This is a genomic window from Nocardia sp. PLKS1-43 (assembly GCF_059510335.1).
In genome coordinates, this window is the sequence record NZ_JCAJZQ010000003.1 from 287421 (window position 1) to 312088 (window position 24668).

General features: G+C 68.1%; 19 protein-coding genes. 7 read left to right on the plus strand and 12 right to left on the minus strand.

Features of this window, described 5'->3' with window-relative positions; all coding sequences use genetic code 11:
* Positions 1 to 141: 141 nt before the first annotated feature.
* Entirely contained in the window at positions 142 to 594 is a 453-nt protein-coding gene (locus AC5WS7_RS13180) for a nucleoside deaminase (protein WP_495955167.1), read from the minus strand.
* A gap of 18 nt (positions 595 to 612) precedes the next feature.
* A complete protein-coding gene (locus AC5WS7_RS13185) occupies positions 613 to 1152 on the minus strand; it encodes a tRNA adenosine deaminase-associated protein (protein WP_495954744.1) in 540 nt (179 codons plus the stop codon).
* 58 nt (positions 1153 to 1210) lie between these two features.
* Between AC5WS7_RS13185 and AC5WS7_RS13190 the strand changes: the two genes are divergently transcribed.
* Positions 1211 to 2161 (plus strand): prephenate dehydrogenase, encoded by a 951-nt coding sequence (locus AC5WS7_RS13190; RefSeq protein WP_495954745.1) that lies wholly within the window; start codon positions 1211 to 1213, stop codon positions 2159 to 2161.
* A 148-nt stretch (positions 2162 to 2309) separates the two neighbouring features.
* Here the strand turns inward: AC5WS7_RS13190 and AC5WS7_RS13195 are convergent, their stop codons facing one another.
* The 7 genes from AC5WS7_RS13195 to yczR all read right to left on the minus strand — a co-directional run bounded on the left by AC5WS7_RS13195 (position 2310) and on the right by yczR (position 13045).
* Positions 2310 to 2888 carry a putative glycolipid-binding domain-containing protein gene (locus AC5WS7_RS13195; RefSeq protein WP_495955168.1) on the minus strand — a complete coding sequence of 193 codons (579 nt, stop codon included), beginning with the start codon at positions 2886 to 2888 and terminating at the stop codon, positions 2310 to 2312.
* Positions 2889 to 3064: 176 nt separating this feature from the next.
* Complete coding sequence (locus AC5WS7_RS13200) at positions 3065 to 5227, minus strand: ABC transporter ATP-binding protein (RefSeq protein WP_495954746.1); 2163 nt, start codon at positions 5225 to 5227, stop codon at positions 3065 to 3067.
* 96 nt (positions 5228 to 5323) lie between these two features.
* Positions 5324 to 7171: an ABC transporter ATP-binding protein gene (locus tag AC5WS7_RS13205; protein WP_495954747.1), complete on the minus strand. Its 1848-nt coding sequence runs from the start codon at positions 7169 to 7171 to the stop codon at positions 5324 to 5326.
* A 431-nt stretch (positions 7172 to 7602) separates the two neighbouring features.
* Positions 7603 to 8355 (minus strand): DUF998 domain-containing protein, encoded by a 753-nt coding sequence (locus AC5WS7_RS13210; RefSeq protein WP_495954748.1) that lies wholly within the window; start codon positions 8353 to 8355, stop codon positions 7603 to 7605.
* A gap of 832 nt (positions 8356 to 9187) precedes the next feature.
* The gene (locus AC5WS7_RS13215) at positions 9188 to 9604 is read right to left on the minus strand and encodes a very short patch repair endonuclease (RefSeq protein ID WP_495954749.1); all 417 of its coding nucleotides are present in this window, start codon (positions 9602 to 9604) and stop codon (positions 9188 to 9190) included.
* Between the two features lie 15 nt (positions 9605 to 9619).
* Positions 9620 to 10762 (minus strand): DNA cytosine methyltransferase, encoded by a 1143-nt coding sequence (locus AC5WS7_RS13220; RefSeq protein WP_495955169.1) that lies wholly within the window; start codon positions 10760 to 10762, stop codon positions 9620 to 9622.
* Positions 10763 to 11653: 891 nt separating this feature from the next.
* The gene (gene yczR / locus AC5WS7_RS13225) at positions 11654 to 13045 is read right to left on the minus strand and encodes a MocR-like transcription factor YczR (protein WP_495954750.1); all 1392 of its coding nucleotides are present in this window, start codon (positions 13043 to 13045) and stop codon (positions 11654 to 11656) included.
* A gap of 60 nt (positions 13046 to 13105) precedes the next feature.
* Between yczR and yczE the strand changes: the two genes are divergently transcribed.
* The 3 genes from yczE (at position 13106) to AC5WS7_RS13240 (ending at position 16468) form a co-directional block, all read left to right on the plus strand.
* Positions 13106 to 13786 (plus strand): membrane protein YczE, encoded by a 681-nt coding sequence (gene yczE / locus AC5WS7_RS13230; RefSeq protein ID WP_495954751.1) that lies wholly within the window; start codon positions 13106 to 13108, stop codon positions 13784 to 13786.
* Positions 13787 to 14403: 617 nt separating this feature from the next.
* The gene (locus tag AC5WS7_RS13235; RefSeq protein WP_495954752.1) at positions 14404 to 15771 is read left to right on the plus strand and encodes a glucose-6-phosphate dehydrogenase; all 1368 of its coding nucleotides are present in this window, start codon (positions 14404 to 14406) and stop codon (positions 15769 to 15771) included.
* Positions 15772 to 15952: 181 nt separating this feature from the next.
* On the plus strand, positions 15953 to 16468 hold the full coding sequence (locus AC5WS7_RS13240; RefSeq protein WP_495954753.1) for a DUF2231 domain-containing protein: 516 nt from the start codon (positions 15953 to 15955) through the stop codon (positions 16466 to 16468).
* 28 nt (positions 16469 to 16496) lie between these two features.
* On the opposite strand, the gene AC5WS7_RS13245 is transcribed toward AC5WS7_RS13240, so the two are convergent.
* Genes AC5WS7_RS13245 through AC5WS7_RS13255 form a run of 3 tightly spaced genes read right to left on the minus strand, consistent with a single transcriptional unit; the run spans position 16497 to position 20747 of the window.
* Complete coding sequence (locus tag AC5WS7_RS13245; RefSeq protein WP_495954754.1) at positions 16497 to 17774, minus strand: ATP-grasp domain-containing protein; 1278 nt, start codon at positions 17772 to 17774, stop codon at positions 16497 to 16499.
* Positions 17771 to 18718, minus strand: coding sequence for an alpha/beta hydrolase fold domain-containing protein (locus tag AC5WS7_RS13250; RefSeq protein ID WP_495954755.1), 948 nt, complete (start codon positions 18716 to 18718; stop codon positions 17771 to 17773). The genes AC5WS7_RS13245 and AC5WS7_RS13250 overlap by 4 nt, the downstream gene beginning before the upstream one ends.
* Positions 18705 to 20747 carry a CocE/NonD family hydrolase gene (locus AC5WS7_RS13255; RefSeq protein WP_495954756.1) on the minus strand — a complete coding sequence of 681 codons (2043 nt, stop codon included), beginning with the start codon at positions 20745 to 20747 and terminating at the stop codon, positions 18705 to 18707. Before AC5WS7_RS13255 ends, AC5WS7_RS13250 begins: the two co-directional genes overlap by 14 nt.
* A gap of 238 nt (positions 20748 to 20985) precedes the next feature.
* Between AC5WS7_RS13255 and AC5WS7_RS13260 the strand changes: the two genes are divergently transcribed.
* The 3 genes from AC5WS7_RS13260 to AC5WS7_RS13270 all read left to right on the plus strand — a co-directional run bounded on the left by AC5WS7_RS13260 (position 20986) and on the right by AC5WS7_RS13270 (position 24615).
* Positions 20986 to 23409: a molybdopterin oxidoreductase family protein gene (locus tag AC5WS7_RS13260; protein ID WP_495954757.1), complete on the plus strand. Its 2424-nt coding sequence runs from the start codon at positions 20986 to 20988 to the stop codon at positions 23407 to 23409.
* Positions 23409 to 23906: a hypothetical protein gene (locus AC5WS7_RS13265; protein WP_495955170.1), complete on the plus strand. Its 498-nt coding sequence runs from the start codon at positions 23409 to 23411 to the stop codon at positions 23904 to 23906. Before AC5WS7_RS13260 ends, AC5WS7_RS13265 begins: the two co-directional genes overlap by 1 nt.
* A 430-nt stretch (positions 23907 to 24336) precedes the next feature.
* On the plus strand, positions 24337 to 24615 hold the full coding sequence (locus AC5WS7_RS13270; RefSeq protein ID WP_495955171.1) for a transglycosylase family protein: 279 nt from the start codon (positions 24337 to 24339) through the stop codon (positions 24613 to 24615).
* Positions 24616 to 24668: the final 53 nt, after the last annotated feature.

Sequence of the window (24668 nt, forward strand, 5' to 3'; positions counted from 1 at the left end):
CCGAACCCGAAATCGAGAGATTCGGCAGCTCGGAGCCGGGCCGCTCGCATCGGACAACCTCGCGACCGCGATGCGGGGTGCACCGGCGCGCACGGAGCGAGGTATCAGCGGGTGTGCGACGCCGGGACGAAGCGGCGGTGATCAGCGCTGGCCGCGGAAGAATGCGTCGAGGGTTGCGGCGCAATCGGATTCGAGAACACCGCCGCGGACCTCGGGGCGGTGGTTGAGGCGGCGGTCGCGCACGACGTCCCAGAGGGAGCCCACGGCGCCGGTCTTGGGCTCCCAGGCGCCGAAGACGAGGCGCCGGACCCGGGCGAGGACGAGTGCGCCCGCGCACATCGTGCAGGGCTCCAGGGTGACCGCGAGGGTCGTGCCCTCGAGCCGCCAACCATCGCCGACGACCGCGGCGGCGGCGCGCAACGCCAGCACCTCGGCGTGGGCGGTGGGGTCGCCCAAGGCCTCGCGGGCGTTGGCGGCGCGCGCCAGCTCCCGGCCGGACGCGTCGAACACCACCGCGCCGACGGGGACGTCACGCGGGTCGGCGGCCCGTGCCGCCGACAAGGCCGCGCGAATCAGCTCCTCGTCGGCGCGCACATCGCGGGACGGCACTGCTCAGCGCGGCAGCTTGTCCAGAACCGCGGACAACTCGTTCGGGAAACCGAGACGCTGCGCGATCATCCCGAGCTGCTCGTCCGGGTACAGGTCGCTCTCGGCGAGGATCACGCTGAGCACCGGTTCGGGCAGGCCCAGATCCGACAGCACGCCGAGATCGCCCTCCTCCCAAGGCTCTACGTCGTCCAGATCGTCCGGATCGATATCGGGTATCTCGACGTTCAAGGCCTCGAGCACGTCCGCGGCGATGTCGTAGTCGATCGCCGCGGTGGCATCGGAAATGAGTAGGCGAGAACCTGTGGGTGCGGGCCGCAGCACGATGAAGAACTCATCGTCTATATCAAGCAGTCCGAATACCGCGCCGGTGCTGCGCAGCTCGCGCAACTCGGCCTCGGCCTCGGCCAGGGAATGCAGTGCCGCCGAGCTCAACGGACTGCATCGCCAGGTGCTTTCTTCGCGGACAACCGCTACTGCGAACCCTTCCACGTCGTCGTATTCATCCGACGTCGCCCTGTTCGTGCTCGAGCGCTGTGCTGCCATGGCCGCAACGGTAGTCCGCTTCGGCTCAAATGTTGAAGTCGTATGCGAATCTGGTTCGGTGACCCTCGAGCCGAAATCCGCGATATGTGTGCTGGGAACGGGTTTGATCGGCGGTTCCGTGCTTCGCGCGGCCGTCGCGGCCGGATACGAGGCGTGGGCGTACAACCGCTCCCGCGGCGGTGTGCAGGCCGCGCGGGCCGACGGGTTCGACGTCTCCGACGATATCGAGACCGTGCTGCGCCGCGCCGCGACCGACGACGCGCTGCTCGTGGTCGGCGTCCCCATGCCGGCCCTCGATTCGATCCTGTCCGATGTGAAACTCTTCGCCCCCGACTGCGCGCTCACCGACGTGGTGAGCGTGAAGGCTCCCGTGGCCGACACGGTCCGCCGGCACGAACTCCACGCCCGGTACGTCGGCGGGCATCCGATGGCCGGAACCTCCGAATCCGGCTGGGCCGCATCGACTCCGGAGCTGTTCCGGGGCGCGGCCTGGGCGCTCGGCGTCGACCCGGGCACGCATGCGCAGACCTGGACCCGCGTGGCGCGGCTCGCGCTGGACTGCGGCGCGGATGTCGTGCCGGTACTCGCCGACGAGCACGACCGCGCGGTGGCGCGCATCTCGCATCTGCCGCATGTGCTGGCCGAGGCGCTGGCCGTCGTCGGCGCCGGCGGCGGTGACCTGGCGCTCGGCCTGGCCGCGGGCTCCTTCCGCGACGGCACCCGGGTCGCGGGCACCGCGGCCGACCTGGTCCGCGCGATCTGCGAACCGAACGCGACCGCCCTGCTGGACGCGCTCGACGACGCGCTGCGCCTGCTCACCGACGCCCGCGCGAGCCTGGCTGCCGACGGCACCCTCGGCGAAATCGCCGACGCCGGGTACAGCGAGCGAGTCCGCTACGAGGACCTGCAACGCTGGGAGATCACCGATATCCGCCCCGGAGACCAGGATTGGCTGAACCGCCTGCACGAGGCCGGTCAGCGCGGCGGGGTTATCCGAAGCCTGGATTAGAACGCCGCCCCGTTCGAAGCCCCGGTGGAACGAACGGCCCACCCGCAGCGCCGGCGGCCGACCGGCCCTGCGGCGGATGCCGCTCGTCACACAGCGGCCGCGCGGGCGGGCCGCTTCCCGGCCGCGAACCGGCCATCGACGGTCCGGCTCAGATCCGCTGGGCAAGGCCCGGATAGTCCAGCACGAATCCGTCCGGATCGACGGTGAGGGTCGCGCTGGACACCGGCGACAGCACGTGGATGCCGTCCGATCCGGCGGAGTAGGTCAGGCTCGCCTCCTGGACCAGCAGATCCGGCAGGCGGACGTAGACGACCGGGACCTCGACGTCGCCGATGGAGCGGGCCAGGGCGTGGCGCCGGATCGGGAGGGTGTTGAAGAACGGGCTGAGCACCACGTCGACGTCCAGCGCTCCGGCGAAGGTGGAGCGCACGTGGGTGCCGCCGGTGTCGATGAGCCAGTAGTTCTCCTGGTCGCGGGCGATCGACGCGTGCTGCTCGCCCGCGGCGACGGTACTGCGCAGCGACAGGCGCTTGGTCGCGCCGTTCTCGTCGGTGATCAGGTCGTAGGAGGCGCTGAACGCGGGGTGATCGGCGCATTCGCCGCCGGTGATGCGACCGGAGGCGCGAATCCGGTTGCCGGTCACCACGACGCGCACCGACTCCATCCGGCTGCCGTTGTGCGCGCGCCAGGTGAGAATCGAGGGCCATCGCGACACGGTCGGCTGCACATCCGCGTCGGCACCGCTCACCGGGGCGGCATGCGAATTGCCCTGGGCTGGATTCGTCACACCTATACCGTAGGCGACTTCGGACGCCTTACCACCCCGGCGGGCGCTGTGCGGGCCGGATATTGCACCGTCGAGGCGGTGCAGTGGCGGCGTGCGGGCACGCCCGCACCCCCCACTCAGACCAGTGATTCCCGCCACGCGGTGTGCAGACCGGCGAAATGGCCGGTTCCGGTCATCAGATCCGCCGGGGCACCGTCCTCGATGATCCGGCCGGAGTCCAGCACCAGGACGCGATCGGCGATGGCGACGGTGGACAGGCGGTGCGCGATGATGACCGCGGTCCGGTCGCGCAACACCGTCTCCAGGGCCTTCTGCACCTGCCGCTCACCGGGGATATCGAGGCTGGAGGTGGCCTCGTCCAGGACGATCACCGCCGGATCGGCGAGGAAAACCCGGGCGAAGGCGACCAGCTGACGCTGCCCCGCCGACAGCCGTCCACCGCGTTTGCGCACATCGGTGTCGAAACCCTGAGGCAGGGACATCGCGAAGTCGTAGAAGCCGACCGCGCGGGCGGCCGCGTGCACCTGAGCGTCGGTGGCCTCGGGTTTGCCGAGCCGGATGTTGTCGGCCACCGAACCGGAGAACAGGTAGGACTCCTGCGTCACCATGGTCACCGCACGACGCAGCCGCACATCGGAGATCTCCCGCAGATCGACACCGTCCAGCAGCACCTCGCCCCGCGACGGGTCGTAGAACCGCGCGACGAGTTTGGCCAGCGTGGACTTCCCGGCCCCGGTCGCTCCGACGAGCGCGACGATCTGCCCGGCCGGAATCCGCAGCGAGAACGTCGGCAGCACCGGGATCGGCCTGCCCTCGGCCTCATCGGCCTGCGTCCGGCGCGCCGGATATTCGAAACCGACGTTCTCGAAACGCAATTCACCACGCGGGCGGTCCAACGTTCGCGGCCGCGCGGGCTCGGGCACGCTCGGCTGCTCCTCGAGCACACCGGAGACGCGCTCGAGCGCTGCCGCCGCGGACTGATAGGAGTTGAACACCTGGGCCAGTTCATCGACAGGGCCGTAGAACTGCCGCAGATACAGCAGGAACGCCGCGAGCACACCGATCCGGGTGTGGCCGTGGATGACTCGCCACGCACCGAAGACCAGGATCACCACGGTCGTGACGTTCTGGATCAGCCGGGCCCAGCCGATGTAGGTCGCCATGCCGCGCAAGGCACTGGTATTCGCCGCACCGTAGACCGAATCCTCCTGCGCCAACAGCGTTTCGTTGCGCTCCTCACGCCGAAATGCCTGCACCGCACGGATTCCCGCCATCACCTCGACGAAATGCACGACGACCTTGGCGATCGCGCCACGCGTTCGCCGATAGCCCGCGCGCTGATGCCGCTGCGCCCACCGGGTGACGTAGACCAGCGGAACGAATCCGGCCAGCACCACCAGCGCCAGCGGAACATCCAGCCAGACCAGGACGGCCGCGATGGTCAGCACCGACAGCACCGCGCTGAGCGCGTCGTTGAGCGCGCGGTCGAGCAGGTCCTCCAGCGATTCCAGATCACTGGTCAGTCGCGCGACGATCTTGCCGGAGGTGTAGTTCTCATGGAACGCGATCGACAGGCGCTGCACGTGCCCGAACACCCGCGTCCGCAGGTCGAACAGCACGTTCTGGCTCAACCGTCCGGATATCCGCACGAAGGTGAAGGTCGTCAGCCCGCCCAACAGCGCGCAGCCGGTAACGCAGGCCACCGCGAGGGTCAGTGCATTCCAGTTGCCGCCCAGCGCATTACGCACTCCCGAGTCGAGTCCGCGAGCGACGAACAGCGGCACCGCCACCATCGTCGCGTTGTCCACGATCACCAGCAGTATCGCGGCCGACGCCCACATCCGGTACGGCCGCACCAACGACCACAGCAACCGCCGCGACCGAGCCGCCAGCGCGAGATTCACCTCCTCGGTGGCCTCGGCCTCCTCGGCCGCGACACCGCGCCAACCGTCTTCGCCGCCGGTCGCCGAACTCGTCGCGGCATCGGGTAACCGCGCCCCCGCCTCGGCGTCGGTATGGAGTCCGTGTTCGGACCCGGACGCGCCGGCTTCGGACGTCCGCGCCGACGCTGCGGCGGTGCTCGGCTCCGCCACCTCGTTCGGTGTCTCACGCCGGACCGAACCGGCAGCCTCCGGGGAGCCCGATGCCATGACCGCCGACATCGAACCCGTTGCGGCCGTGCCGGAGTCGCGGTCCCGCGCCGGAGCCGCGCCCTTCGCGCCGATCCGGTCCGAACCGGCCGGGGTGCTGACGGAATCGGGAATCGACCCCGTTGCCACGGCCGCCGACCGGGATGGGCTCGGCTGTGAATGTTGTTGGGTATCAGAATCTTCCGACATCTTCACTTCCTGTCGAACGAGTTGCGCAGGTCGGAATCATCGGGCGGGGGCCGGGGTGATGTCCTCGGTGATCTCGCCGCCCATCAGTTCGCGATAGCGCGGGCAGGTGTCCAGGAGTTCCTCGTGCGGGCCGTCGGCGATGATCCGGCCGCCGTCCAGGACCGCGACCCGATCGGCCCACGCCGCCGTGGAGGGCCGGTGCGCGACCAGCAGGACCGTTGCGCCCGACAGGGCCTTGTGCAGGCGGTCCTGGACCTGCTTCTCGGTGCTGACGTCCAGCGCCGAGAGCGGATCGTCCAGCACGACGATGTGCCCGCCCGGATGCCGCTGCCGGGCCAGCACCGCGCGGGCCAGCGCCAATCGCTGACGCTGACCGCCGGACAGGCTCAACCCCTGCTCCCCGATGCGGGTGCGCAAACCCCACGGCAGCGCGTCCACGAAATCGTCCGCGCAGGCGACCTCCAGGGCGGCGCGTACCTGCGATTCGGTGGCCTCGGGATGGCCGAGGGTGATGTTCTCCCGCACACTCGCCGAGAACAGCACCGGATCCTCGAACGCCACCGACACCATCGACCGCAGGTCGGCCAGCCGCAGCGCGCGGATATCGATGCCGTCGATCCGCACCGCGCCCTCGGACACGTCGAACAGGCGCGGAACCAGTCCCAGCAGCGCGGATTTACCGCTACCGGTGGCGCCCACCACCGCGACGGTCTCGCCGGGACGCAGCCGGAGCGAAATCCGTTGCAGCAGATCGCGTTCGCTGTCCGGAAAGCGGAAACGCACGTCCTCGAAGCACAATTCACCGCGCAGTTCGGCGGGCCGGGCCACCGCCACGTCCGGATCGGTGATCTCGACGGGGGTGTCGATCACCTCCCAGTACCGCTCGGCGGCCGTGCGGGCATGTTCCAATTCCGCCAGCAGGAAACCGAATCCCATGATCGGCCACTGCAGATAGGTCGTCAGCGTGATGCCCGCGATCAGCGCGCCCAACGACATCGCGTGTTCGGCCAGCAGATATCCGCCGATGCCCAGCGCCGCCGCGATACCCAACGCGGACAGCGTGTTCAAGGCCGTCCACAATGTCGCGGCCAGACGCACCTTGGCCAGCTCCAGCGTGCGCAGTTCACCGGACTGCCGCCGGAACCGCTCGCCGAACCAGGGCCCGCGACCGAAAGCCTTGAGCACCCGGATGCCCTGCGCCGACTCCTCCACGATGGTCGCCAGATCCCCGGATTTGTCCTGCGCGCGCCGCGAGGCGAGACCGTAACCGCGCTCGAACCGCAACGCCAGGATCACCAGCGGCACCTCGATCACCAGCTCCACCAGCCCGATCTGCCAGCTGAACACGAACAGCAGACCGATGCCGATCCACAGCGTCGCGCCCAGTGACAGCAGCGAGGGCGCGACCGCGGCGAAAAACCTTCGCAGCGTGGACATATCGGTGATCGCCCGGGAGGTCAGCTGTCCCGACTCCATCCCGTCGTGCACGCCTACCGACAGAATCTGCAAGCGGGCGAAGAGCTTCGCGCGCAGATCCAGCTCGAGGCGGCTGGCCGGATGCGCGACCATCCAGCGCCGTATCCAGGCCGTCACCGTGCTCACCGCGGCCAGAGCCGCGACCATCAGCAGCGGATACCAGATCGCGCCGAATTCACGATGCGTGACCGGGCCGTCCACGATCCGTCCGGTCAGCACCGGAAGCAGGATGTCGCACAGCATGCCCAGCGCGGACAGCGCCGCCGCGACGAACATCGCCCGCCGGTACCACCGGATCTGCGGCCACAACCGACGCAGCGAACCGGCGGCCGGATCAGCCTGCGCGACAACCGGTTTCGGCGAATCAATATCCTGACGAGCCGCGTTCTCCGATACGGAAACGGACAAGGCTCCCCCTTCCTCATCGGCAGACTGCTCGCGCGCCGCATGCTCCGTGCGCGACCTTCCAGGCTGCCAGCAATCGGCATCCCGGCCAACCGAATTTCTGGCCGTCCAAGCGATGGACCGACTGCGTACCGCCAGGTCGGGAGCCCGCACACAGGTGGAAATCCGCGCTACGAATCACCCGCCGGGTCCGGCAACGGCGGCCGGTCGCGGACATATCCGGCCGCCGATGCGACGTGGCTTACCGACCGGTCCGATACCCGGCGCGAACCCCCTGCGCGATCCCGCCGGAACCGGACAATCCGCCCGCTCCGGTGAGATTCTCAGGATTTACCAATAAAGCCCACGGATCGCGTACAGGCTGAGCTGGCACCGTGGTGTCATGACCGCAGTTGCTGAACTCCTGGCCGTGACCGCCATACTGGCCATCTTCCTCACGATGGCCGCGTCCGGATTCCTGGCCTCCTCGGCTCCCCGTTCGCTGGTCGCGGTGCGGGTTCGTCGCCGCTGACCGTGCGTTCGGCCACGAAGATCTGCACGGCCAGCGCGACCAGCCACAGCGACATCGCTCCCACCTGAATGCGCTGGGCGATGCCGAGGGCGTAGTTACCCGGCAGATTGTCCGCGATCATCATCCAGATCGTCACACCCGATCCCAGGATCAGGATCCACAGCCCGCTGTGCCGCAGGATCGGCCAGCGCCGATACCGGAACGCCGCCGCGCTGAACGCGAACATCGCGACGAAGATCGACATCACCGCGAGCGAGCTGGTCAACGCGTGGACCTGGTGTAGTTGCGGGAACATGCCGTCGTCCTCGGGCGGACACGGATTCGGCGTACAGGTGTGCAGCGGCCACTGCGCGTCGGCGATCGTCGACGCGCCGAAACAGGCCAGCGCCACCCAACCGACCGTGGACAACCGCCGCCGCGCGAACGCGACCAGCCCCGCGACCCCCGCGGCCAGCGCCAACGAGCCGGTGATCGTGTCCCCGGCGGTGAACACCCAGGCATCGGCCCGGCCCTGCGCGTCCAGTTCACTCAGGAACGACCGCACCGGATTCGCCTGCAACGGCAACACGAATTCCAGCACCCAGGACGAATAGCAAACCCCCGCAACGGCAATCGCCATCGCGATGCCCCACCGAACCGCCCGGGACCGCCAGTACAGCACGGAATCGACCGCCACGGCGGTCGCACCCCGCGTCATGGTCTGCGCCCGTTCGAAGCAACCGTCCGCACCGACCTCTTCCTCTCACGCACCCCGAAACCAGCCCACTTCACTCGACAGCGACACCTACCGACCTCGCACGACGGCGTCGTCCGCCGGATGCGACAGACCTACCCGCCCACTCACCGTGAACACCCGCGCATCCTGCGACGTTCCCCACGACTGCCGGACGCCCGCCGAGCACCGAAAGCGACCAGCATCCGCGCACGCACTCGCCACCCGAACTCCCCGAACCACAGCCGCCACAGGTTCTATCCGGTCTTTGCGCAAAGCACGCGCACTCGGTCCACTCGCCGCGGATGCCAGCGCATTCGGTGACGTTCCGCACAACTCACGGCCGCCGCTCCCCGAAAGCGACCCGCAGCAATCCACGCACTCGCGACCCGAACCTCCCGAACCACAGCCGCCACCGTTGCCGCCTCCACAGGTTCTATCCGGACCCTGCGCGAAGCGCGCACACTCGGTCCACTCGCCGCGGATACCCGCGCATTCGGTGACGTTCCGCACAACTCACGGCCGCCGCTCCCCGAAAGCGACCGGTAGCCATGCACGCACTCGCGATCCGGACTCGCGGGGCGACAGCCGCCTTGTGCGCAGGTTCTGTTCGGCCTGTGCGGGGGCGCGTGCACTCGGTACCGGGACTCGCCCGGACCGCGTCGAGGCTCGATTGATGCGGGTGCTCGCCTGTGCGCTGTCATCGCCCTCGATTCCTCGACCCAGGCACGCGTACTCCGACGGCCGGGTACCGAAGTTGTTCCGCAATCATCGCTGATGAGCGAGGCGAGAACCGCTATTGGGAGGTCAGCGCGGCCTGAACTCGATCGGCGGCGCCGATGGGGTCCTCGTGTTCCCAGACCCGGACCACGGTCCAGCCCGCGGCGGCGAGGCGGGCGTCGGTGTCGCGATCCCGGGCGACGTTCCCAGCCAGTTTCTCGGCCCACCACCGGGCGTTGTTCTTCGGGAAGGTGGCGTGTTCGGGGCAGCTGTGCCAGAAACAGCCGTCGACATAGACCGCGACGCGATGGCGCGGGAAGACCAGATCGGCGCGCCGGCGCATTCCGGGCAGCGGCGCGCGGTCCACGAAATAGCGGCGGCCGCGGCGGTGCAACTCCTTGCGCAACGCGATCTCCGGCTTGGTGCCGACCCGGCGCTGCCGGGACATCCGGGCGCTGGTCGCCGCGTCGGTGCCGGGTCGTTCCGAACTCATGCGCACCTCCGCACGCTAGGCGGCTTCCTGCGGTGATCCGCCCATGCGTAGCAGATGGTTCTGCACATCGGCGAGGAAACCCGGCGGGAAGCGCAACGTCCCACGTCCGGCCCGGCGCAGGAATCCGGCGGTGGCGCGGGCGGACAGCAGCCGGGCGTCCTCGAGGAACCAGCGCAGATCCTCGTACGGTGCGTGGATGGGCCAGGTCGAGATCGGTACCCGGTACGACGTACCGGCCCGGCCCCAGGCCGCGGTCGGCCAGCGCTGCCCGGACAACACCCCGTCCTCGGGTATCGCCTCGCCCGACGGATCGGCCAGCCGTCCGCCCACCCAGGTCGCCATCCGCACACTCACCGCGTTGCCGACGAGTTTCCAGCGATGCCCCGCCCGAACCCCCGGCACGGTCAGCGCGGGCGCGGTCCAGTCCCGCGAAAACCCTTGCAGCCGTTCGGCATCGACGATCCCGGGCGTAACGATCTCGCCCGAGCGCAGCCGGACGGCCGGTGGGCTCGCGATCCCCAGCCCCGACCCGCCCTTGAGTGTCGGCACGGCGTTGACCGCCCACCCCAGCCCGCGCACACCTTCGGTCCAGTAGAAACCGCACGGATCGATCGCCGGATCTCCGATCTCGTGCGGCCCGGCATCGGTCCCGAACAGCACCGGCCGCGGGTCCTCGGTGCGCGAGGCGAGCATCAGCACTCGCAAGCGCCGCTGCGGCAGTCCGAACGCCCGCGCATCCACCACCCGATACGCCCACATGTAACCGTATTCCTCGAGGGCGGAGGTGATGTGCCGCATCGCCTGTCCGCGCCCGAGTTGGAGCATGAACGGCACGTTCTCGATCAACAGCCACCGCGGACCGCGACGCCGCCGCACCAACCGGAACACCTCGTCCACCAGACCCGAACGCGCACCGGTGATACCGGCCGTCCGCCCCGCCTGCGACAGATCCTGACAGGGGAAGCCCGCCGCGACCAGCTCGGTCCCGGCCGGCAGCCCGCGCAACCGGGTGACGTCCTGATGCACCTCGACATCAGGAAAACGCGCCGAAAGCACGGCCCGCGCACCGGAATCGATCTCACACAGCAATTCCGTGCTCCACCCGTGCGCGGCGAGGCCGAGCTCGAGTCCGCCGATACCGGCGAACAGCCCCACCATCCTCGCGCCCGCCACACCTGCCCTTTCGCCGTGAACCCCGACCGGCATCGAGGCGCCTGGATGAGCAGATTACTCGAGCCCGATCAGGCGACCTCCGAGCAACTCGTGTCCCGCGCTCCCGTACGGGAACGACTCGCAACTCCCGCTTCCGAAGCAGGTCCACTTGCACAACGTTCCGATTACGTGAAACCCGTTGTTCCCCAACAGTTTTGCCTGAATCTATGACGTAGAGTGGCGACACCTCCGGCCGAGGGGCGGTGGACATGGTCCACACGCCGCGCCCAGGAAGGAGGTGGTGGGAATGGCGAAACACCGCCGGGCAAAGAGCAATGCCCCGGTCGACTACGGCATCATGTCGACAACAGCTGCCGTGATCGCCGGGGCGCTCGCACTGGTCCGCTGGTTGTGGACTAGATAACCACCAGGTGGGGCGAGAGACACCGAATCACCCAACCACCACACCGGTCGACTTTCGGCATCGCGCCCCGCCACGATGGCCGGACCTCACATCGATCTCGGTGCTTCACTACCGGAACACCACGATCACCGGAGCAAGCGCCGACTGCCCAGCGCTATCGAGACGAGGAGGCGGGTGTGATCCGCAGCGGAGCAAGCAAGGGATGAATTCCCTGGAAATGGTGGCGGTTTCGCCACGTCGACCGGCCTGCCGCGGCGAATCAGGTTACCGCCGCTGGTCCAAGCACCAACGCTCGACCAACTCGTAGCCCGCTCGGGAATTACCGACGACCACCCGCGGGTCGCCACTCGGCGAGCGCCGATCGGGGTCGTGGATCGGCCCGACCCGCAACGCTGTGATCCCCTGTTCGATGATCTGCCCGGGCTACCCGAACGATGCCCGTCAGCCCCGAACATGCTCGGGCCCGAGGCCTTTCACGCGACGGTCGACGGTTCGTGTTTTCCGCGTTCACCGCGCACGACGGCCTGCCGTGCCGCGGCCAGATGTTCGACCGCCGCGCCGAGTTCGTCCGTCGGCAGCGAATAGGGCAGGCGCACATGGCGTTCGAATGCGCCGCCGATGCCGAAACGCGGCCCGGCGGCCAGGGTGATGCCGTAGTCCGGCGCGATCGCGGCCAAGCGCGAGCTGATCGGTTCGTCGAGAGCCACCCAGAACGACAAGCCGCCCGGCGGGATCGGCACCGACCAGTCCGGAAACTGTTGCGACAGTGCCGAATACAACGCATCACGCTGTACCCGAAGTCGTTCGATCCGGTCGGGTAGGTGGGTGTGCAGGCTGTCGAGCAGGATGCTCGCGGCCAGTTGTTCCAGGATCGGAGTGCCCAAATCGGAGCCGGGACGCAGTTGCGACAGGCGGTTCAGGATCGATGGTCTGGCCCGGATCCAGCCGATCCGCAAACCGCCCCAGATGCTCTTGGACGTCGACCCGATGCTGATCGCATCCGGATGATCGGCCGCGAACGCGGCCGGCCGCGGCAGGTCGATGCCCAGCTCGGCCATCGTCTCGTCGACCACCACCGGACAACCCGGCTCCAGGCCGCGCCGCACCTGCGCGGACATGCACTGCCCGGTCGGGTTGTGGAAGTCCGGAATGAGATAGGCCAGCGCCGCACCCCGTCCGGCGACACGGAGTTGTTCGGCGTTCCATCCCTCCGGTTCGAGCGCGACCGGCACGAGTCGGGCGTGAACGTCGGTGAAGGCCCGGATCGCGTGCGGGTAGGTCGGATGATCGATCACGACCCGCTCGCCGGGGCGGACCAGGGTGCGGGCGATCAGGGCGAGCGCGTGCTGAGCGCCGTTGGTGACCATGATCTGGTCCGGCCGCGTCGGCAGCCCGCGCCCGGCGTACCACCGCGCGACAGACTCCCGGAGTTCGGCCACGCCGTCGCGCTCGTAGCCCCGGCGATCGAAATAGCGCGGCAGCCGCTCCAACGCGGTGCTGAAGGCGTGGTGCAGGATCGGGCCGGGTGCGGCCGGTGCGGCGAACGACAGGTCGATCGTCGGAGCCGAGGACGCGGCGCGCCGACGCGGCCCCGGGTCGTCGGGCAACCGGACGACCGCCCGCGACCGCGGCCGGGTGTCGATGAACTGCGCGTCGGCCAGCGTTCGATAGGCGGTGCCGACTGTCGTGCGGCTCACGCCGAGGGCGAGCGCCAGATCACGTTCGCTCGGCAACGCCGCGGCCAGCACCAGGCGTCCGTCCAGCACGAGCAGCCGCAGCCGGTCCGCAAGGCGCTGGTGCGCCGGGCCCGGCCCGGCATCCCACGAGCCGAGCATTCGCGCCACCGCCGACGAACTGATCTTCATCGAACCAGAATCGCAAATCTGGCTATCGAATCACATACCAGAATTTCGGAGGATGATCCGGTGACTCCACCGCATCCCCCGACCGCCGGGCACGGCGATCACTTCGTCCTCCGTCGCATGAACGCGGCCGAACAACTGCGCGCCGGACGCACGCCACGCAGGTTCGCACAACTGCTGTTCGGGCTGATCGGTTACGGCGCATCGGTGATGGTGCTGGTCACCTCCGGGCTGGGCGCCGCCAGCTGGAGTGTGCTCACCGAAGGCGTCTCCGGTTCCACCGGCATCTCGTTCGGCACCGCGACCAACCTCATCGCCGTTGTCGTACTCCTCGCCTGGCTCCCGATGCGCGAACTTCCCGGTCTCGGAACACTTCTCAACGTCGTCCTCATCGGCATCGCCGCCGACGCGACCGCACTCATCCTCCCGGAACCACCCGATATCGGCATCCGAGTTCTCTACCTGATCGCCGGGATCGTCGGGCTGGCATTCTTCGACGCCCTCTACCTCGGCGCGCAGTTCGGCTCCGGGCCCCGCGACGGACTCATGACCGGCCTGGTACGGCTCACCGGTAAGCCGATTGCCCTGGTACGCACGGTAATCGAAGTCACCGTGGCCGTTACCGGCTGGCTGCTCGGCGGCAGCATCGGCGTCGGCACCGTACTCATCGCCGTCGCCATGGGCCCGTTGGTCGGCTACTTCCTGCCGCGGGTCGTCGTCGAAATCGATTCCAGGACAACGTGATTGTCGGGCGATCTCGATTCGCGGCAGGTGGCCGTGATCGGGCGAGCAGGTGCGGCGAGCACACGAGGATTGCGGTCGGAGATCGGAAAGCCGCTCGCCACCAGAGGTATTGGTGTCCAGGCTCGGCCGGCCTCGGTACCGGCAAGGTGTCGAACAACCGCTCGACGCCGTGCCGAGCGATCGGATCTGCCACGAATCCCTCATCGGTGCGCGTCAGCCGCGGCGTGTCGGCGGCCGGATTCCGCAGCGTTTCGGCTCCTGACGGGTAGCGGGAGCTGCGCACACGTCTGCGTCACGCCGATCGACACCTCGGCGAGCCCCGTCGACCGGGCTCCCGAGTGCGCCGATCGCAACTGTTTGCCGAGATGAAGCCAACTGATAATCTGAAATCGCGAGGCAGGACGCCCTTCGGCGTCACGACGGTGCGGTCCACGATGGCGCGGAAATTCGATGTCGACGGTTGCGACCAGAGGTTCCAGGTATCGGACACGAAGACCGGGCACGTGGCCGCTGCCCAGATTCTACTGAAATCACTTGCAGAACAGTCACACTCGTGGAAGGGGCGGCATGTACGATCCCGACGTCGCGAATCCGGGCCGAGCGCGTGCGGGTACCGCGTGATCACCCGGCTGGTCGTCTTCGGCGGCACCGGGGACCTCGCCGGCCGGTACCTGTTGCCGGGGGTTAGCGCACTGTTCGCGAACGGGCATCTGGACAGCCGTTTCGAAATGGTGTGCGCCGATCGGAAAGGCCGGAGCGAGGAGCAGTTTCAGCAGTGGGTCGCGACCCAGCTCGATCGCCATGCCGCCGACACACCGGCCACGGCGAGGAAGGCGACCGAGGCCGCGACCCGCTATCGACGGGCGGATGTCCAGAGTTCGGAGGATGTGGCGGGACTGATCCCCGGCGACGAACCCGTCGCGATCTACCTCGCGCTTCCCCCGGCGTTGTTTCCCACGGCGGTCACGACGCTGCACGAGGCCGGTCTGCCCGCGGGGAGCCGGATCGTGCTGGAGAAGCCGTTCGGTGAGGACCTGGCCGGTGCGCAGGAGTTGAACCGGCTGCTCGCGGATCTCGTGCCCGAACAAGCCGTGTTCCGAGTGGACCATTTCCTCGCCATGACGACCGTGCAGAACCTGCTCGGCAGCAGGCTGGCGAATCGGATACTCGAGTCGGTCTGGAACAGCGCGCACATCGCCGAGGTCGAGATCGTCTGGGAGGAAACCCTCACGCTCGAGGGCCGCGCCGGATATTACGACTATGTCGGCGCACTCGAGGACATGGTGCAGAACCACCTGCTGCAACTGCTGTGCCTGATCGCCATGGAACCGCCGATCACCCTGTCCGAGCGTGATCTTCGGGACCGGAAGGTGGATGTCCTGCGATCGATCCGCCCCCTGACCGACGCCGACATCCCGCGCCGCACCACCCGCGGCCGTTACCTGGCGGGCAGTATCGGCGAGCGCGACGTCCCGTCCTACGTCGAGGAGCACGGCGTCGACCCACAGCGGCGCACCGAAACGTTCGCCGAGGTCGAGCTGACGATCGACAGCTGGCGCTGGTCCGGAACGAATTTCGTGCTGCGCACCGGCAAAGCGCTGGGTTCGGATCGCAAGGAGGTCGCCGTCCACTTCCGACCGGTCCCGCACATGCCCTTCGGTCACCAAGGCACCGCCGCGCCCGATGTGCTGCGATTCGGGCTCGACCCCGAATGCCTGTCGCTCGAACTCACCGCGATCGGCCGCACCGTCAACACGCTGGAACCACTCGCCCTGACCGCGCAGATGCACCCGCCCGAACTTCCGGCCTACGGCAGGCTCCTGCTCGACGTGTTGCGCGGCGACCCGGCCCTGGCCATCCGCGCCGACGAGGCCGAACAGGCCTGGCGGGTGGTCACTCCGATCCTGTCGGCTTGGTCCCGCAACCTCGTGCCGCTCGACGAGTACCCGGCAGGGTCCTCGGGACCATCGCGCCCGACCCGCTGAACAGAGCGGGGGAAGCTGCGGCGACAGCTTCGCGCGCCGATTGATCTGCGATCACCCGGGTAGTGCGCGGGTGGATTCCGGCCCGGCGTGATCCGCATACGGGCGGACGCGACGAGCCGTTCCGGCAACATTTCGCCTCTCGGACAAGGAGATCTTTCGCCTCTCGGACAAGGAGATCGTCGTGACGAGCGAATCGCAGCGCGGCAAACGCCCCCTTGCCGCAGTGCTGACCGGCCCCTACGGACATCCGTTCCACCCGATCCTGGTGACTGTGCCGATCGGAGCCTGGATCGCGAGCCTGGTGTTCGACATCGGCTCCCACGTGGTCGACGACCCGGACTTCCTGGCCCGAGGAGCGTTGTGGCTGATCGCGATCGGGGTGATCGGCGCACTCGTCGCCGCGGCGGTCGGCGCGCTGGATCTGTTGACCATCCCCACCCGCACCACCGCGTTCCGGACCGGCCTGCTGCACATGGGCCTGAACCTGGCGGTTCTGGTGGCCTTCGTCGTCGGATTCTTCTGGCGGTACGACGGCTGCGGTCCGTACGGCGCCACGGCGGCCGGGCCACTGGTGCTGAGCATCATCGCACTGCTCGTACTGGGCGGCTCGGGATGGCTCGGCGGCAAACTCGCCTACCACTACGGTGTGCGAGTCGCCGACGAAGGCACCCAGGCCACCGGATTCGACCGCCCCTAGCCGACCACACCAGCCCCGGCCACCTGCCCTAGTTCTCGTCGAACTCGAAATGCAGCTTCTCGACGCAGCGGTCGTACTTGCGGCGCATTTCCGCCTCATCGGCCGCGCCGATGAAGATATCGGCCAGCTCGTAGCTGTAACTGTCCTGCGCCGGCAGATCCGACAGCCGGGTACCCGCACCGGCTGTCACGTCGATGATGACGCCGGGAATCTCACGCTGAATGGTCTCTATCTCCTCGGCGGTGGGCGCTCGCGTGACGACCGCGTCGGAGAAGCGGCGGTAATACCATTTGGCCGCGATTTCGTGCGGGCCCGCGCCGTGCGGGAATTCCGGATCCTGTCCCAGAGCCAGCCGGAGCATGCCGTGATGATTTGGCACGCCGTCCACGGCGGCGAACAGTTCGGCGTGCGACTGTGAGTGGCGTGGATTGATCTCCAGCACGGATACCCGCCCGGTGTCCGGATCGTAGAAGAATTCGACGCTGAACATCGAATTGTCCAGGCCGAGACCGCCGATGACGCGTTCGGAGATCTCCCGCATCCGGGCCACCACCTCGGCGGGCAGCTGTGACGGGTACTGGTGACGCAGGAAACACGGTGTGTCCGGGTAATTGATCGAGTCCAGGGCGCCGGTGACGGTCACTCGTCCCTGATACACGTACCCCTCGGTCGCCGCCTGCACGCCCGTGAGCGTCTCCTCGGCCAGGCATGCCTGGCCGCCGATATCGGCGATTTCCGGCGGCAGATCCACCTGGTCGAGCACGAATTCGAACGGTTTGCCGACCCGGCCCACACCCTCGCGGATCTGCTCGACCGCGTCGGCGAATTCGCGGTCGTCGTGCACGTGGAACGCCAATTCCGAGGAGAACGATTTGACGGGTTTCAACCACACCGGATAGTGCATGTCGTCCGGGAGCCGCGGTTCCGGCACATCCAGATCCACGATCCCGAATTTCGGCATGTCGTCCAGCACCTTGCTCTGTTCGAGCCGGCTCCAGTATTTGTGCTCGCATCTGACGACGCCCTCGAGATTCGGGCTGGGCAACCCGAGCGGGCGGCACAACATCGGCACCAGCGCCGACACCGGGAAGTCCCAATACCCGACGATCGCCCCGATTCGGCCGTCGAACTGCTCGAGTTCCCGCTGCGCCTTCTTCAGCAGGTCCTCGATCGGGATATCACCTTCCTGGGTCTCGGCGATGCCGAGCAGCGGACGGAACCGGAATCGGTCCGCCTCCGGAACCTGTTGCAACGTACGTAAATTGGGTTCGTCGAGCGCCACGACGAAGACATCGATCTCATTCATGTGGTTACCTTCCATTCCTGCCCGGGTGCGGGGCGAAGGATCAGCTGCACCAGCTCTCGCATGGCACGTCGGGCTTCGGGAATGTCCGCCAGCGGCCAGGCATGGAACATGCCCTCGTACTCGTGGTATTCGAGTTCGACCCCTTCGGCCGCGCAGCGTGCGCGGAACCTGCGGGCGTCGGCCAGCAACACGTCCCGGGTGCCGATGAACAGGCTCAGCGAACCGGGCGTGGCCGCGGGAGCGTTGAGCGGGCTGACCAGCGGGTCGGAGCGATCGAGCCGACTGGCGTAGAGCTTGCCCGCCTCCGCGAGTCCGGCGATGCCGAGATACGGGTCCCGCGGATCGAGTTCGGCGGCAAGCGGATCGGTCATCGTGATATCGAGCCACGGCGAGATCATCACGACCTCCTTCGGCCCCGCCGCACCGGCGCCGCCGATCCGGCGCGCCAGCAACAACGCGAGCGCGCCGCCGGCCGAATCACCCATGAGCACACGGTCTTCCGGCGCGGTATCGGCGAACGCCTCGTCGTACGCGGCGGTGACCATGGCGATGGTGTCCTCGTAGTGGTGGTCCGGCGCCAGCGGATAGAGCGGGACCGTCACCGCGCATCCGGTCACATCGACCAAGCGCGACAGGAAATTCCAGTGATCGCGCTGAATCTGGTGCACGTAGGCGCCGCCGTGCAGATAGAACACCTGCCGGGTGTTGCCGCGCTGCGCGCGCGGGGTGATCGTGAACACCGGACGCCCGTGTACCTGCGACCGCGTCACGCGGTGATGGCGTCGCAGTACCGCCGGGGGCCGATCCCGGGAAGGCCGCTGGCTCTTGGCGATGCTCTTGCGCAGCGCCCGCGGATCGGCGAACGTCTTCTTGGCCCGGGTCAGCCGCAACCCGGCGATCCGCAGCCGGGCGGCCAAGCTCGGACCGGTGTCAAACGTTGTCACGTGGGATCACCCTGTTCCAGTTCCGCGAGTACGTACGCTGTTGTCCCTCGAACCCGTCGAGTTGCGCATGCACGATGAAATCCGTTGGCGTGCAAGTCACATGGGTACGAGTCTCGGTGCGCGCGGACCAGTCGCCGCGACTGAAGCCGATCGACCACGAGGTATCCGCGGTGGCGGAACAGAAGTCGTCGGCCCGCCACGAATATCGTTCGTGCACTTGCCGATCGACCCGCATGCCGTGCTCGTCGAAGCGCATCGGGCCGGCGTTCTTGACGATGTCCAGCGCGGAGTCGTACTCGATCAGGTCGCGCGAGACGGTCCACTTCTGTTCACCCGGAGCGAGCTGGGTGGTCGGCATCGGAGCGCACCCCTCGGGCACGCCGAAGGGTTGCGGCGGAATCTCGTCGGATTCGCGGATCGGCCGGATCGGCAGCCGCAGCCCGCTGCCCTCGGTGTGCACGGTGAGCTGCGCCGGTCGCGGCGGCGGCCAAGCCAGCGGCCAATACGACGTGGACAGCGACAACCGGATGCGGTGCCCGGCGGGAAACGCCTGCGCCATCGCGTTGAGCTGGACGACGACGCGGTAACGCTCCCCGGGCTCGAGCGGGCGCGGGCACTCGTGACCGTCGCGGTGGGTCAGGTTGAGCAGCCCGTACGTCACCCGGGTCGCCCGGCCGTCGGGGGCGACGTCGGAGATCCGCGCGGCGACCATCGCCACCGGCTCGTCCGCGGACACCTCCAGCCTCAGCGTCGGCGCACCCAGGATCTCGCAGCGCTCGGTCAGCTCGTCGGTGTCGAAGACCAGCGAACCGCCGTCCTCCTCGCGCTGGTCGTAGGGCAGGTCGGGAGGAGCGCTGTAGGAGGCCCACTTTCCGGCGAACTGCCCGACCGACAGGGGTGATTCGACCAGCAGATCGGCGGGCTGCACCGCCTCGCCGGGACGCGCGATCCGATTGCGCGCCAACGGATATTCGACCATCCGCACATGCGGGGACGGCCAGGTCGGCTCACCGACCCAGCGACCCGGACGCTCCTCGTACGAGGTGGACGGGGGCACGCTCTCCTGAACCCAGGTGTACAGCATCGGCCCGTCCATCACGTCGTTGTCGACGCCGCCGAGCCAGTGGTCCCACCAGCGCACGACCTCCTGCAGGTACCCGATGGCCGGACCCGGCTCACCGAGATGCGGATACTTGTGGCTCCACGGGCCGATGAAGCCCTTGCGCGGAACGTTCAGATTGGCGAGCAGCCGTGCCACCGCGTTGGAGTAGCCGTCGGCCCACCCGCTCGAAGCCAGCACCGGGACCTGCACATCGGCGTAGTTCTCACATACCGAGGCGCGGCGCCAGTACTCGTCCCGGCGCTGGTGCTCGAGCCAATTCCCCGCCCACAGGCTGCAGTTCTCCAGCCGTTCGAACCACATGTCCCGCCACCGCTCGCCCACGAGCGCGGGGTCGGGCGGCAGCGTGCTGTAGGCGAACATGGTCGCCGACTCGGCGATGTTGTCCGACAGCAGCGCTCCACCCATGTAGTGCATATCGTCGGAATAGCGGTCGTCGGTGAACGAGGAGATCACGATGGCCTGTAATTCGGGAGGTTTGCGGGCGGCGACCTGCAATGCGGTGAAAGCGCCCCAGGAAATTCCCATCATGCCGATCCGGCCGTCGCACCACGGTTGATCCGCCATCCAGCGCAGAACGTCCTCGGCATCGAGGTGTTCCTGTTCGAGGTACTCGTCCGCGAGCACTCCCTCGGATTCGCCGGTTCCCCGCAAATCCACGCGCACACAGGCATAGCCGTGGCCGGCCAGGTACGGGTGATGGATCGAATCCCGCACCGCGGTCAAATCCCTTTTGCGATAAGGGATGTACTCGAGCACACCGGGCACCGGCCGGTCCTGCGCGGCGATCGGTCGCCAGATCTTCGCGGCCAGCCGGACTCCGTCCGACATCGGGATCCACACGTGCTCGTCCACGGTGATCTGCTGAGGCAGGGACGCGACGGTCCGCATCGGATTCTCGACGGGCATCTACAAGCTCTCCTCACCATCGACTCCGGGTTCGGTCGGCCTACCCGCTTCGGGCGGCACTACACGGCACGCCCGCCGATCACGGTGATTCCCGCACGGCTGGTTCGCCGGATGCGGGCTGCCGTCGGCACTTCCGCCACACGTACCCCGTAGCGACATCCCGGCCGCGCGACCGCGACGAACCGGTGCTGCAATGCGGCGACGTTTCCTTCGGCCGCTGACGGGTAAGGCGGCCGGTATGAGCGTCGAGGATCGTATCGAGCGGCCGTGGGGCGCCCGGGTTCCGTATGCTCGCGATACGCCGTGGCCCGTGCGCGTGGACGGCTGTCTGGCGGAGGGTGTCACGCCGGAATCGGTGCAGCGGTGGGTTCCGACCGCGTCGGTCCTGCACTCCAACGGCGACGCGCTCGAGCTCGCGGTGCGGGACGGGCGCATAGTCGGTGTGCGCGGCCGTCCGCAAGACCGGGTCAACCGCGGCCGATTGGGACCGAAGGACCTGTACGGCTGGCAGGCCAATCACTCACCCGACCGGCTCACCGTCCCGCTCATTCGCCGCCGGGGCCGGTTGCGGGAAACCGATTGGGACACCGCGATGGACCGTATCGTCGACCGCACCCGGGATCTGCTGGACAAGCGCGGCCCGGGCTCGATCGGTTTCTACACCACCGGACAGCTGTTCCTGGAGGAGTATTACGCGCTGGCGGTGCTGGCCCGGGGCGGAATCGGCACCAATCACCTCGACGGCAACACCCGGTTGTGCACCGCCACCGCGGCGGCGGCGCTGAAGGAGACCTTCGGCTGCGACGGCCAGCCGGGCAGCTACACCGATGTGGATCACACGGACCTCATCGCGCTGTACGGCCACAACGTCGCGGAGACGCAGCCGGTGCTGTGGATGCGGATGCTCGATCGACTCGCCGGGCCCAACCCGCCGAAGCTGATCTGCGTCGACCCGCGCACCACACCGGTGGCGCGGCACGCCACGGTGCATCTCGCGCCGCGACCGGGCACCAACGTCATGGTGATGAACGCGCTGTTGCACGAGCTGATCCGCGACGATCGTCTCGATCACGACTACATCGACAGTCACACAGTCGGATTCGACGAATTGCGTGCCCGCGTCGCGGAATGCACGCCGGAGCGAGCGGCGCAGATCTGTGACGTACCCGCGGAGGATCTGCGCGCGGCCGCGCGCCTGATCGGCACCGCTGACCGGATGCTCTCGACGGTGTTGCAGGGGTTCTACCAATCCCATCAGGCCACCGCGGCGGCGGTGCAGGTCAACAACATTCACCTGATCCGCGGTCAGCTCGGCCGCCCGGGGTGCGGGGTGCTGCAGATGAACGGGCAGCCGACCGCCGAGAACACCCGCGAATGCGGCGCCGACGGGGATCTGCCCGGATTCCGCAACTGGGCCAACGATTCTCACGTGCAAGAGCTGGCGCGGCTGTGGAACGTCGAGCCGATGCGGATTCCGCATTACGGCCCGCCCACGCACCTGATGCAGATGATGCGCTACGCCGAGGAAGGCTCCATTCGGCTGTTGTACGTGACCGCGACCAATCCGGCGGTCTCGCTGCCCGAACTTCGTCGGGTCCGGTCGGTGCTGAGCCAGCACCGGCTGATGCTGGTGGTGCAGGACATCTTCCTGTCCGAAACCGCGCAACTGGCCGATGTGGTGCTCCCGGCGGCCGCGTGGGGTGAGAAGACCGGCGCGTTCACCAACGCCGACCGCACCGTCCATCTGTCCGAAAAGGCGGTGGACCCGCCCGGCCTGGCCCGCTCGGACCTGGACATCTTCCTGGACTTCGCGCGTCGTCTCGACCTGCGCGACAAGGACGGCCGGCCGCTGATGCCGTGGCGGACTCCCGAAGAGGTGTTCGAACAGTGGAAACGGTGCAGTGCGGGCCGCCCGTGCGACTACAGCGGACTGAGCTACGCCAAGTTGCGCGAAGGGGGCGTGCAATGGCCGTGCACACCGGAACGCCCGGACGGCACCGAGCGGCTGTACGTGGACGGAAAGTTCTGGGCCGCACCGGATTACTGCGAGAGCTACGGTCGCGACATGGTCACCGGCGCACCGCTGGAACCGACCGAATACGCCGCGCTGAACCCGCGGGGCCGCGCGGTGATCAAAGCCGCGGAATACCTCCTGCCGCACGAAACTCCGTCGAGCGCCTTCCCGTTCCTGCTCATCACCGGACGCACCATCTTCCACTTCCACACCCGCACCAAGACCGGTCGAGCACCACAGTTGCAGGCCGCCGCCCCGCAGGTGTGGGTGGAGATGGCCGAGGCGGACGCGCAGGTCCGCGGCTGGGCCGAGGGCGACCTGCTCCGGGTGCACACCCCGCGCGGGCATATCGAGGCCCGCCTGCGGCTCGGCGATATCCGCACGGGCGTTCTGTTCGTCCCGTTCCACTACGGCTACTGGGATGCGCCCGGCGGGTTCCGGCCGGACGGCGACAACGGCACGGCGGCCAACGAACTCACCATGACCGACTGGGATCCCGCGTCCAAGCAGCCGTTGTTCAAATCCGGTGCGGCAGCGGTGGAACGGATGCGTCCGGGCGATGGCACCTCGCCGGCGCCGCGGCTCGAGGCGGCCCCGGCCGCTGCCGATCGCCGCGAGTCCCCGGTCCTGGCGGAGCGGGCACGGTGATGGACAAACTGGCCGCCACGATCGCCCAGGTGCACCGCAGTGAACGTGATCTGGGCCTGATGCTGTTGCGGGCCGGCGAACGCCACCGTGCCGACCACGAGATGTTCCACCTGTGCCGAGACCTGGCCGGCTGGTCCCGCGACCATCAGCGCCGACTCGCGCGAATCGGCGCGGCGCGCGGTCTGCGAATGAAAGACGATCTGCCGCAACGTCTTCGGTTACTGCAATGGCTGCGCCTGCGGACCGGGACACTGGCCGGCCGCCGGCAGGCCACCGCGCTGCTGCTGCTGCTGCGCGATCTGCGGGCCATCCATCTGCGCGCCGCGGCGGCGTCGGTCGATTGGGAACTGCTCGCCCAGGCCGCGCAGGCGAAGAAAGACCAGGAGCTGCTCACGCTCGCCACCGAGTGTCATCCGCAAACACTTCGGCAGCTGCGCTGGGCCAATGCTCGCCTGAAAGAAAGCGCACCGCAGGCCATCGCTGTGCCGAATAGGTGAAACATGCCTATTTCATTCTCCGAGAATATACCGTGATCGGTTGGTTTCGATTCAATAAACTCTCCGGCGCGAATACGAGTTCCCACGTATCGTCTGTTCCGGAGAAAAGAGTGCCCAGAGTTATCCACCCCCGCACGGATCCACAGGCCTTTCGTCCGGTCGAAAGCCGGTGTCGACCCGGTATCCGGCGCATTACCGACTGGCGGTACGCGCGATTGCGGCGGGAGTGGCCCGGCCGCAGTACATCTCCTGCGCGCCGGTGAGTCTTACGCACACCTGATATTTCCACACCAGAGTTCGCGAAATCCCTGAAGACACCCGCGCGCACGACAGCGGGTTTCCAACGGTCGAGTCGGCTGAACATGGAAGGAGATTCTCCGTGCAACACCCGCGTGTTTCCGACATTCGTATTCTCGGCGTCACCGCCGCTATTACCGCGGTTTCCGTGATGATGAGTTCTCCCGCCGCACAGGCCAAATCCGGCCACGACTGGGACGCGGTCGCCGCGTGCGAAAGCGGCGGGAACTGGAGCGCCGACACCGGCAACGGCTACTTCGGCGGCCTCCAGATCACCCCCAGCGCGTGGCGGGCCGGCGGCGGTAGCGGGTCACCCGCGCACGCCAGCCGCGCCGAGCAGATCCGCGTCGCCGAGAACGTCCTGGCCAACCAGGGCCGCAGCGCATGGCCGGAATGCGGGGCCTACCTGTAACAGCCCCGCGCAGGACGCGCGCGGTCCCGGCGGGAGCCGATCGAGCCCAGGTT

Bases quoted from the DNA above. Each gene is read 5' to 3' on its own strand.
- AC5WS7_RS13185 (WP_495954744.1), bottom strand. From the start codon at position 1,152: ATGGCAGCACAGCGCTCGAGCACGAACAGGGCGACGTCGGATGAATAC.
- AC5WS7_RS13215 (WP_495954749.1), bottom strand. From the start codon at position 9,604: ATGAGTTCGGAACGACCCGGCACCGACGCGGCGACCAGCGCCCGGATG.
- AC5WS7_RS13220 (WP_495955169.1), bottom strand. From the start codon at position 10,762: ATGGTGGGGCTGTTCGCCGGTATCGGCGGACTCGAGCTCGGCCTCGCC.
- yczR (WP_495954750.1), bottom strand. From the start codon at position 13,045: ATGAAGATCAGTTCGTCGGCGGTGGCGCGAATGCTCGGCTCGTGGGAT.
- AC5WS7_RS13245 (WP_495954754.1), bottom strand. From the start codon at position 17,774: ATGAATGAGATCGATGTCTTCGTCGTGGCGCTCGACGAACCCAATTTA.
- AC5WS7_RS13255 (WP_495954756.1), bottom strand. From the start codon at position 20,747: ATGCCCGTCGAGAATCCGATGCGGACCGTCGCGTCCCTGCCTCAGCAG.
- AC5WS7_RS13260 (WP_495954757.1), top strand. From the start codon at position 20,986: ATGAGCGTCGAGGATCGTATCGAGCGGCCGTGGGGCGCCCGGGTTCCG.
- AC5WS7_RS13265 (WP_495955170.1), top strand. From the start codon at position 23,409: ATGGACAAACTGGCCGCCACGATCGCCCAGGTGCACCGCAGTGAACGT.